The sequence below is a fragment of the Dankookia rubra genome, from assembly GCF_004355005.1.
Taxonomy (GTDB): domain Bacteria; phylum Pseudomonadota; class Alphaproteobacteria; order Acetobacterales; family Acetobacteraceae; genus Paracraurococcus; species Paracraurococcus ruber_A.
In genome coordinates this window covers 1-11,013 of sequence record NZ_SMSJ01000133.1, presented here as the reverse complement: position 1 = coordinate 11,013, position 11,013 = coordinate 1, and the positions used below count along the sequence as shown (strand labels likewise).

The 11,013-nt window shown below is 69.0% G+C and carries 4 protein-coding genes; 3 read left to right on the top strand and 1 reads right to left on the bottom strand.

The annotated features are described in order from the left end of the window. The first annotated feature begins 492 nt into the window (after nucleotides 1–492). The 3 genes from E2C06_RS33280 to E2C06_RS33270 all read left to right on the top strand — a co-directional run bounded on the left by E2C06_RS33280 (nucleotide 493) and on the right by E2C06_RS33270 (nucleotide 7,329). A complete protein-coding gene (locus E2C06_RS33280; protein ID WP_241671590.1) occupies nucleotides 493–1,686 on the top strand; it encodes an efflux RND transporter periplasmic adaptor subunit in 1,194 nt (397 codons plus the stop codon). A 6-nt stretch (nucleotides 1,687–1,692) separates the two neighbouring features. Then, a complete protein-coding gene (locus E2C06_RS33275; RefSeq protein ID WP_133292861.1) occupies nucleotides 1,693–4,890 on the top strand; it encodes an efflux RND transporter permease subunit in 3,198 nt (1,065 codons plus the stop codon). An 84-nt stretch (nucleotides 4,891–4,974) separates the two neighbouring features. After that, on the top strand, nucleotides 4,975–7,329 hold the full coding sequence (locus tag E2C06_RS33270; RefSeq protein WP_133292860.1) for a xanthine dehydrogenase family protein molybdopterin-binding subunit: 2,355 nt from the start codon (nucleotides 4,975–4,977) through the stop codon (nucleotides 7,327–7,329). A gap of 228 nt (nucleotides 7,330–7,557) precedes the next feature. Here E2C06_RS33270 and E2C06_RS33265 read toward each other — a convergent pair whose 3' ends face one another. Beyond that, nucleotides 7,558–10,998, bottom strand: coding sequence for an FG-GAP-like repeat-containing protein (locus E2C06_RS33265; RefSeq protein WP_133292859.1), 3,441 nt, complete (start codon nucleotides 10,996–10,998; stop codon nucleotides 7,558–7,560). Between the last annotated feature and the right edge of the window lie 15 nt (nucleotides 10,999–11,013).

The window sequence follows — 11,013 nt, the reverse complement described above, 5'->3', positions numbered from 1 at the left end:
GGCCTCGTCCACCTTCCAGGGCCGAAAGCTCTTCGTCATGCCGCCGAGCGAATCACCGCACGATCCGCCTGTCGAGCCTCTTCAGCCGTTACGTGGACGAGCTCCTAGCGGCCGGACAACTGGTTGGAGAGAGTAAACTGCCTCTCCCTTCGTTTCCGTAAGTCGGCTGCCGCCGCGCGGAGGGTGCCAGACCCGGGAAGAGAGATGAGAGGCCTGAGGAGAATGCCGCATCCCCGGCCTTTTGCGTCAAGGCCTCCACTTGACCGATGGCGCCTCCGGCAAAGTTGCAGGGACATTGACCGGAACTTTTCGGCCCGGGACAACCCGCATGCCTCCGGGCCTGCCTCTCGGGCACGCGGCGCCGGGTTGGTGCGCTTTCTTGACCGAATGTCATCGCCGGGCGGCCCGCTTGCGGTAGCCACCCGAATGGCCAAGTGCCAAAGCTCTCTTCGCTGGTGCAGTATGCCCTGCACACCCGACCGGATTCCCTGCATGCGCCGTATACCGCTTGCCCTGCTGCTGCTGCTTCTCGCCCAGGCGCCGGCATTCGCGCAGTTCGGGCCGCAGGGCCCGCCCGCGGTCGGCACCGTCACCGCCGACCGCAAGCCGGTCACCGAGAGTTCCGAATTCACCGGCAGGATCGAGGCGGTGAACCGTGTCGAGATCCGCGCCCGCGTCACCGGCTTCCTGCAGGAACGTGCCTTCACCGAGGGCCAGGAGGTGAAGGCGGGCGACGTGCTCTTCCGGATCGAGAAGCCGCCCTTCGAGGCGACGCTGGAACAGGCGAAGGCCAATGTCGCCTCGGCCCAGGCGACGCTTGAGAATGCCCGGGTATCCCTGGCCCGCGCGCGGGAGTTGCAGCAGACCGGTGCCGGTACGCGGGTGGCGCTCGACAATGCCCTGGCGCAGGAACGCACCGCGAATGCCGGGCTGCTCGGCGCCCAGGCGCAGGTTCGTACCGCGGAGATCAACCTCGGCTATACCGACATCATCGCGCCGATCGACGGCAAGATCGGCCGGGCAACCTATACGCCGGGCAACGTGGTGGCGCCGACCCTGACCGAGCCGCTGGCGACCATCGTCAGCCAGGACCCGATGCGCGTGGTCTTCACGGTCAGCGCCCGCGCCGCGGTGGAGCTGCGCAACCGCTACGAGCCGCGCGGCGGCGTCGATGCCGTGGTGATCCGCATCCGCACCACCGATGGCCGCGCTTATCCGCAGCCCGGCCGCATCCAGTTCATCGACACCCAGATCGACCGCAACACCGATAGCCTGCTGATCCGCGCGCTGATCCCGAACCCCCGCCGCGCCGAGGTGCAGGCCGGCGGCGCCGGCGACCGGGAGCTGATCGACGGCCAGTTCGTCACCGTCTCGGTCGAGGGTGCCGAGCCGGTCCCGGCCATCGTCCTGCCCCGCGCCGCGGTGCTGCAGGACCAGGGCGGCAACTACGTCATGGTCGTCGACGCGGAGAAGAAGGCGCAGCGCCGCCCGGTCACGCTCGGCCAGACCGTGCGCGACCAGGTGGTGATCGAGGGCGGGCTGCAGGGCGGCGAGACGGTGATCGCCGAGGGCCTGCAGCGGGTCCGCCCGGGGCAGGAGGTGAATGCCGCGCCGGTCGGCGCGCCGCCGCCTGGCAGCCGGCCGGGCGGACCGCCTGCGGCCGCCCCTGCCGGCCGGCCGGGCTGATCCGCCATGCTGTCCGGCATCTTCGTCGACCGTCCCCGCCTCGCCATCGTCATCGCCATCGTCACCACGCTGGCGGGCGCCCTGGCGCTGCTGCGGATTCCCGTGGCCCAGTTCCCCGACATCGTGCCGCCGCAGGTCTCGGTCAGCGCCACCTATCCCGGCGCCTCGGCCGCGGTGGTGGAGGCGACCGTCGCGCAGATCATCGAGAGCGCCGTCAACGGCGTCGAGAACATGATCTACATGCGCTCGAACAGCGCCAATGACGGGACCTATGCCCTCAGCGTCAGCTTCCTGCTCGGCTCCAACCCCGACATCAACACCGTCAACGTCAACAACCGCATCCAGGCCAATATCGCCCGCCTGCCGCAGGAGGTGCAGCGGGCCGGGCTGGTGGTGCGGAAGCAGTCCTCCTCGGTGCTGCAGTTCATCGCGCTGACCTCCAGCAACCCCGACCACAACCCGTTGTTCCTGTCGAACTACGCGACGATCAACATGATCGACCGCATGGCCCGCGTCCCTGGCGTCGGCCAGGTGAACCCCTTCGGCGCGCAGAACTACTCCATGCGAGTCTGGTTCGAGATCGACCGGCTGACCGCGCTGAACCTGACGCCGCAGGACCTGGTCACGGCGATCCAGAGCCAGAACCTCCAGGCCGCGGTCGGCCGCATCGGCGCCCAGCCGATCCCCGACACCCAGCAGTTCCAGATGAACATCCAGACGCTGGGCCGGCTGGTCACGCCGGAGCAATTCGCCAACATCATCATCCGCGCCAACCCGGACGGCTCGGTGCTGCGGATCCGCGACGTGGCACGGGTCGAGCTCGGCGCGCAGAGCCAGGACACCACCAGCCGGCTGAACGGCACGCCGGCCATCACCATGGGCGTCTATCTCTCGCCCGGCGCCAACGCCGTCTCCGTCTCCAAGGCCATGCAACGGACGCTGGACGAGCTCGCCACCCGCTTTCCCGAGGGGATGCGGGCGCAGGTGCTGTACGACAGCTCCACCTTCGTGGTCGACACGATCCAGGAGGTGATAAAGACCCTGCTCGAGGCCTTCGTCCTGGTCATCGCCGTGGTCTACCTCTTCCTCGGCTCGTTGCGTGCCACGATCATCCCGACCGTCGCGGTCCCGGTCAGCCTCATCGGCGCATTCGCAATCCTGCTGACCATCGGCTACAGCGCGAACACGGTCTCCTTGCTGGCCATGGTGCTGGCGATCGGCATCGTCGTCGACGACGCCATCGTGGTGGTCGAGAACGTCGAGCGGGTGATGGAGGAGCATCCCGAGCTGACCCCGAACCAGGCGGTCAAGCAGGCGATGAGCGAGATCACCGCGCCGATCATCGCCATTACCCTGGTGCTCCTCTCGGTCTTCGTGCCCATCGCCTTCATCCCCGGCCTGTCCGGCGTGCTGTTCCGGCAGTTCGCGGTGACCATCTCGGCCGCCATGGTGATCTCGGCGATCAATGCGCTGACGCTGTCCCCCGCGCTCTGCGTGCTGTTCCTGCGGCATAGCGGGCCGAAGCGCGGGCCGATTAAGTACGTGCTGCGCGGCATCGACAAGGTGCGGGACGGCTATGCCGGCATAGTCCGGCGGATCGTCCGCATCTCGATCCTGTCGCTGGCGATCACCGCGGGCTTCGGCTTCGCTATCTACACGATCGGCGCGAGGACCCCGCAGGGCTTCCTGCCGCAGGAGGACCAGGGCACCTTCTTCGTCCAGGTGCAGCTGCCCCAGGCCGCCTCGCTGTCCCGCACCAGGGTGGCGGTCGAGCAGGTGGAAGGCATCCTGAAGAGCATCCCGGCCGTCGAGAACGTCCTGTCCATCGTCGGCTTCAGCCTGATCGACCAGGGCGCGCAGTCGAACACCGCCTTCATGGTCGCGCGGCTGAGACCCTTCGACCAGCGGACCGATCCGAAGGACAGCGTCTTCGCCTCGATCGGGCGGGTCTTCGGCGCCGGTGCGGCGGTGCGGACCGCCAATGTCGTCGCCTTCAACCTGCCGCCGATCATCGGCCTCGGCACCGGCGGCGGCTTCGAGTACCAGCTGCAGGACCTGTCGGGCCGCGACCCGGCGGAACTCGGCAGCGCGATGCTCGGCCTGGTGGTCGCCGCCAACCAGGACCCCCGGCTGCAGCAGGTCTTCTCCACCTTCTCGGCGGCGACGCCCTCGATCTACCTCGATGTCGACCGCGACAAGGCGCAGGCGCTCGGCGTGCCGATCAGCGCGATCTTCTCGGCGCTGCAGGCATCGCTCGGCGGCTTCTACGTCAACGACCTCAACCTCTTCGGCCGCACCTGGCAGGTGAACATCCAGGCGGAAGCGCAGGACCGCGACGACATCTCGGACATCTGGCGCATCCGCGTCCGCAACAGCCGCGGCGACATGGTGCCGCTGCGGGCGCTGGCGGATATCCGCACCGTGGTCGGGCCGCAGACCATCAGCCGCTACAACAATTACCGCGCGGTGCTGGTGAACGGCTCGCCCAAGGCTGGTGTCTCCTCGGGCGACGCGCTGGCAGCGATGGAGGAACTCTCCCGCCGCGTGCTGCCGGCCGGCTACAGCTTCGAATGGACCGGCACCGCCTACCAGGAGAAGCTGGCGGCGGGGCAGACCATCTATGTCGTGGCCCTCGCGGTGCTGTTTGCCTACCTGTTCCTGGTGGCGCTGTATGAAAGCTGGACCATTCCGGTGCCGGTGCTGCTCTCGGTGGTGGTCGGCGGCCTCGGCTCCTTCCTCGCCATCCAGATCGCCGGGCTCAGCCTGGATGTCTACGCGCAGATCGGGCTGGTGGTGCTGATCGCGCTGGCCGCCAAGAACGGCATCCTGATCATCGAATTCGCCAAGGAGGCGCGGGAGCGCGGCATGCCGATCCGCGACGCCGCGATCGAGGGATCGCGCCTGCGGTTCCGCGCCGTCATGATGACCTCGATCGCCTTCTGCCTCGGCCTTCTGCCGCTGGTCACCGCCACGGGCGCCGCCATGCTGTCGCGCCGCGCGGTCGGCACGCCGGTCTTCGGCGGCATGCTCGCGGCCTCGCTGGTCGGCATCTTCATGATCCCGATGCTCTATGTCGTCTTCCAATCGGTCCGGGAGAAGGTGAAGTCCTGGTTCGGCATCCCGCCGGTGGAGCCGCCCAGCGTCGGCCCGGGCGAGGGACCCAAGCCGGCCGCCGACCAGCGGGTGCCCGAGATGGTGAAGTAGCGCCGAGGCGAGGGGCCTCCCCCCTTCCCCTCGGGGCCTTCCGTATCAGATGATGTCCTGAACACCGGGAACGGGAGAGACCCCATGGCCAAATTCGGGCTGAGCCAGCCGCTGCGCCGGATCGAGGATCCCCGCCTGCTGAAGGGCGGCGGGCGCTATACGGACGACATCGCGGTCAAGTCGGGCGCCGCCCATGGCGTGGTGCTGCGCAGCCCGCATGCCGCGGCGAAGATCCTGTCGATCGATACGGCGGCGGCGCTGGAAGTGCCAGGCGTGCTGGCGGTGATCACGGCGAAGGAATGGGCCGAGGAAGGGCTGGGGGAAATCCCCTGCGTCATCCCGCTGAAGAACGCCGACGGCACCGACCGCGCCCAGACCCCGCGCGGGGCGCTCGCCGAGGACCGCGTCCGCTTCGTCGGCGACCCCGTCGCCTTCATCGTCGCCGAGACCCCGCAGGCCGCCCGCGACGGCGCCGAGGCCGTCATGGTGGACTACGACGTGCTGCCCTCCGCCACCGACCTGGCCACGGCGCATGAGGCCAGCGCGGCGCTGGTCTGGGACGAGGTCGGCAGCAACGTCGCCTTCGACTGGGAGACCGGCGACAAGGCGAAGGCCGAGGAACTGGTGCAGCAGGCCGCCCACGTGACGCGGCTGACCGTGGTGAACAACCGGGTCATCGTCGCGTCCATGGAAGGCCGCGCGGCGATCGCCGAATACGATGCGGCAAACGAGAAGTTCACGCTGACCTGCGGCACCCAAGGGTCCTGGCTGGTGAAGAACCTGCTGGCCGGCAACGTCTTCAAGGTGGCGCCGGAGAAGATCCGGGTCATCACGCCCGATGTCGGCGGCGGCTTCGGCATGAAGCTCTACCTCTACGCCGAGTACGCCCTGGTCTGCATGGCGGCGCGCCGGCTGGGCCGCGCGGTGAAGTGGACCAGCGAGCGGACCGAGGCCTTCCAGTCCGACACCCATGGCCGCGACAACATCACCCTCGGCGAACTGGCGGTCGACAAGGACGGCAGGTTCCTCGCGCTGCGGACCCGCAACTACGCCAACATGGGCGCCTATCTCAGCACCTTCGCGCCGATGATCCCGACCATGGCGGGCACCAAGGTGCTGGCCAGCGTCTACAATTTCCAGGTCATCCACGCCCGCGTCATCGGCGTGCTGACCAACACCGTGCCGGTCGATGCCTATCGCGGCGCCGGCCGGCCCGAGAGCAACTACGTGGTCGAACGGCTGATCGACGCCGCGGCGCGCGAGATGGGCATCGACCGGGTCGAGATCCGCAAGCGCAACATGGTGGCCTCCTCCGCCATGCCCTACGTCTCGGCCATGGGCCAGCGCTACGACAGCGGCGAGTTCGCGCGCGTGCTGGACGCGGCGCTGGAGAAGGCCGACTGGGCCGGCTTCCAGGCGCGGCGCGCGGCCTCCGAGGCGCAGGGCAGGCAGCGCGGCATCGGCCTGGCCTACTACCTCGAAGCCACCGGCGGCGGCCCGACCGAGCGCGCCGAGGTGCGCTTCGCCGCCGACGGCTTCGCCGAGGTGCTGGTCGGCACCCAGTCTACCGGGCAGGGGCACGAGACCGCCTATGCCATGCTGACCTCGAACGAGCTCGGCATTCCAATGGACCGCATTCGCATCATCCAGGGCGATTCGGACGAGATCCCCACGGGTGGCGGCACCGGCGGCGCGCGCTCGCTCTACTCCGAGGGGCAGGCGATCCTGCTGACCACCGCGACGGTGATCGAGAAGGGCAAGCAGGCGGCCTCCGAGCACCTGGAGGCCGCGGTCTCCGATATCGAGTTCACCCCGGGCGGCTTCGGCGAGGGCAAGGGCGGCAGGTTCGCCGTGGTCGGCACCGACCGCGGCGTCGGCATCCTCGAACTCGCGGCCATCCAGAAGGCGCGCGCGGCCAAGGGCGAGCCGGCGACGCTGCTGGATGCCGCCGAGATCGCCGAGATCAAGTCGCACACCTTCCCCAACGGCTGCCACATCGCCGAGGTGGAGGTCGAGCCGGAGACCGGCCTGATCACCGTGCCGCGCTACATCGTCGTCGACGATGTCGGGCATGCGGTGAACCCGATGATCGTGCGCGGCCAGGTGCATGGCGGCGTGGCGCAGGGCATTGGCCAGGCGGTGCACGAGCGCACCGCCTACGACCCCGAAAGCGGCCAGCTGCTGTCGGCGTCCTTCATGGACTACGCCCTGCCGCGGGCCGAGGACCTGCCGGACATCGAGGTCGACCTGATCGAGGTGCCCTGCGAGACCAATCCGCTCGGCGTCAAAGGCGCTGGCGAGGCGGGCGCGGTCGGCTCGCCGCCGGCGATGATGAATGCGCTGGTCGATGCGCTGTCCACCGCCGGCGTCACCCATATCGATATGCCGGCGACGCCGGAGGCGGTGTGGAAGGCGATCGCCACCGCGCAGGCGGCCTGAGCAGGACGCCGAAGGGCGGAACCGCCCGGACGGATCCGCCCTAGGTTTGATGGCCGCGTCCGGGGGTTCAGGCCCGGCCGCGATCCGCGACGGCCGGTGCTGCCGGCCGCGCCCGGCCTGCCCTCATACCTGACGTAGGAAGTGCCGCCCTGCGGGCCGTAAGGCGGAGGCGTCGAATGGCGACCGCCGCCAGTGCGGCAGGCAGGTATGACCTTCGTGCACTTGGTATCAGACGACTGTCCAGTTGCCGGCATTAGCGATCGTGCCGGCGGAGAGTGCCTCGAAGCCGTTCATCAGCCAGAGCGCGACCGACCCGTCGTTATTGTGCCAAAGGATGTCGGCCTTCGCGTCGCCGTTGTAGTCGGCGACCTTGGCAACGCTCCAGGACAGGTCCAGATGGCCGAGCGGGCCGGTGGCCTTCACCGCGGTGCCCTCCATGGTCCAGGCGACGACCGCGCCGTCGGTGTTGCGCCACAGCAGGTCGGCATTGCCGTCGCCGTCGAAGTCGCCCAGGCCGGTCACGGTCCAGGACGAGCCGGGATTGTAGATGGTGCCGCCGCCGATTGACCTGGTGCCGTCCATCAGCCAGGCCGAGACGGTGCCATCGGTATGGCGCCAGACGATGTCCGAGCGGCCGTCGCCGTTGAGGTCCGCCAGGCCGACGAGGCTCCAGCTGGTGTCCACGGCGGCGATGCTGCCTCCGCCGATCACCGAGGTCCCGTCCATCTCCCAGAGCGCGACAGTGCCATCGGTATGGCGCCACAGGATATCGGCACGGCCGTCGCGGTTCATGTCGCCGATGGCGGCGATCTTCCACGCGGTGCTGACATCGGCGATGGTGCCGCCGCCGGCAAAGCCGGTGCCGCCGGAAAACCAGGTCGCCAGCGCGCCGTCGCTGTGGCGCCAGAGCAGGTCGGCCTGGCCATCGCCGTTGAGGTCGCCCGTCCCGAGCAGGATCCAGTCGGTCGACACCGACGGCAGCCTGACATCGGTGCCGCCCAGCCCGTGCATCGCCCAGTAGGTCAGGCCGCCATCGGGGTTGCGCCAGAGGATATCCGAGACGCCGTCGCCCGAGACGTCGTCGGCGAAGGCCTTGGCGAATTCGACACGGCGGTCGCTGAAGCGCAGCGCTTCCATATTCGTCAGCGTATCGGTGCCCTCGCCGGAAACGGCCGGATTGATCGTCACGGTCCAGGCGCCGGTGGCGGCGTTGCGCGACCAGGTCGCATCCTTCGAGGCGACGTTGTAGACGGCGATGTCCCACCCGGCGCCGCCGTCGAGCTGGTCGTTGCCGTCGCCGCCACGCATGGAATCGTCGCCCGCGCCGCCGCGGATCGTGTCACCGGCGGCGCCGGAGGAAATGGTGTCGTCGCCGCCACTGGCGACGAAGAGATCGGCGGCGTTGGTGCCGATCAGCGTATCGGCGAAATCGGTGCCGATGGCGCCCTCGAGGTTGCTGACGCCGGGCAGGGACGCATTGCCGAAGGTGTCGATGAAGCCCCAGGAGTCCCGCGCGCTGGCGGCGGCCAGGGTCACGGATGTCAGGCCGCCGTTGCCCGAAGGGTAGGCATCGGTGGTCTGGGTGGCGGTCGAAAGGTTGACGAAGACGCCGGCGGTGATGGGTGTCGTGCCGAAGGCCGAGTAGTCGACGATGTCGGTGCCTTGGCGTGCGTCGATCACGTCGGCCCCATAGTCGCCACCGAGCGTGTCGTTGCCGTTGGTGCCCTTGATGCTGTCGTTGCCCTGGCCGCCATAGGCGCGGTCGAAGCCGAGCAGCGTGTCGGTCGCGCCGCCGTGGTAGACCCGGCCGTCGGCGCCGCCGCCGACGGTGCTGGTGCCGAGATCGATGACGACCCCGGTGCCGCCCTGGTAGCGGTAGGTGTCGTCCCCGCCGCCGCCGGTCATCGACTTCGACCCGCCGCCCGAGCCGATGAAGGTGTCGTTGCTGCTGCTGCCGACCAGTATGTCGTTGCCGCCGTTGGTGGACAGGATGGCGCGGACGTTCACCAGGGTATCGGTATTGCCCTGGCCGTCCGAGACGACGCCGGTGGCCAGGTTGACGTTGATGGCGCCGGAAACGATGTTGTAGTCGACGACCACGCGGTCGGTGCCGTTGCCAATGACGGTATCGCTGCCGCCGGCGGCGCGCACCAGGTAGGTCCAGGGCGCGGTGGCGCTGACGGCCGAGAGATCGAACCGGTCCGCGGCGTCGCCGCCGTAGAACTGGTTGATGTTCCGCAGCGTGTCGATGCCGTCGGTCTTGGTGACGGTCGCGGTGGTCGGGCCGGTGAACAGCACGGTCAGCGCGCCGGCGGCATATCCGCTCGGGCTCAGCCGGTAATCGATGGCATTGCGCGCGGCCACCTCGCCGCCGTCGATCACGTCGCTGCCGATGCCACCGTAGACGATGTCGTTGCCGGCGCTGCCGTCGATGCTGTCGGCACCGTCGCCGCCGCGCAGCGTGTCGTCCCCGGCGCCGGCCAGCAACGTGTCATTGCCTCCGCTGCCGCTGAGGAAGTCGGCCCCGGCGCCGCCGGTGAGGAGGTTGTCCAGGTTGGAGCCGATCAGGGTATCGGCGGAGACGGTGCCGAGGATGCCCTCGATGTTGGTCAGGGTGTCGGTGCCGCCCCAGCCGTCGCGGGCGGTGCCGGCCGCGACGGTGACGCTGTTGAAGGTCTGCGCGCTGGTGGACAGGTTGACGAAGACACCCGTGGTCGGCGCGGCGATGAAGGAACTGCCGTAGTCGACCGTGTCGACGCCGCCGCGGCCGTCGATCACGTCGCTGCCGGCATCGCCGCTCAGCGTGTCGTCGCCGAGGGTGCCCTTCAGCGTGTCGTTGCCGCGGCCCGCATAGGCCCGTTCGAAGCCATAGGCAGCGGTCTGGTTGCTGAAGGAGGAGAACGAGCCCTGGTAGCCGTCCGGCCCGGTGTTGTCGGTGCCCAGGTCGATCGTCGCCGACACGGAACGGGTATAGATGAGCGTGTCGAGCCCATCGCCGCCATAGAGCGATTCGTTGTAGCCGTTCGACAGGATCAGGTCGTCACCGGCCCCGCCGAGAATGGTATTGGCGCCGGCCAGACTGTCGACGTTCGAGAGATTGCCGCCGGCCAGGCTGTCGTTTCCCGCGCCGCCTTCGAGCCGGCTCGGCGAGCCGCCGCCGGTGCGGCCGATCAGCGTGTCGCCGAAGGCGGTGCCGATCGCGCCCTCGATCTCCGACAGCGTGTCGGTATTGCCCCAGCCGTCGCGCGCGGTGTTGCCGGCATAGGCGGTGCCGCCCAGCGTGACGCTGGCCGAGGACAGGTTGACGACGGCGCCGATGGTCGGGGCAGCGCCATAGGCGGTGCCATAATCGGCCATGTCGAAGCCATCACGGCCGACGATCAGGTCGTTGCCCGCGCCGCCGCCCAGCGTATCGTTGCCGTTGGTGCCCTTGACCGTATCGTTGCCGCTGCCGGAGTAGGCCGCCTGGAAGGCGATGATCGTGTCGAGCGAGGAGGATTTCGAGACGAAGCCCTGCGCGCCGGTCCCGAGGTCAACGACCGCCCAGTCCGTGCCGGCATAGACGTAGGTATTATACCGTCTCCGGGTGATTGGCTCGCGGTGAGGGCGCTTCCCACTGGCACGGTCGTGGGTGGTAGCCTGCTCTGCCCTGTCAGGGAGCGGTGCCATGGCGCGGATCGTCGA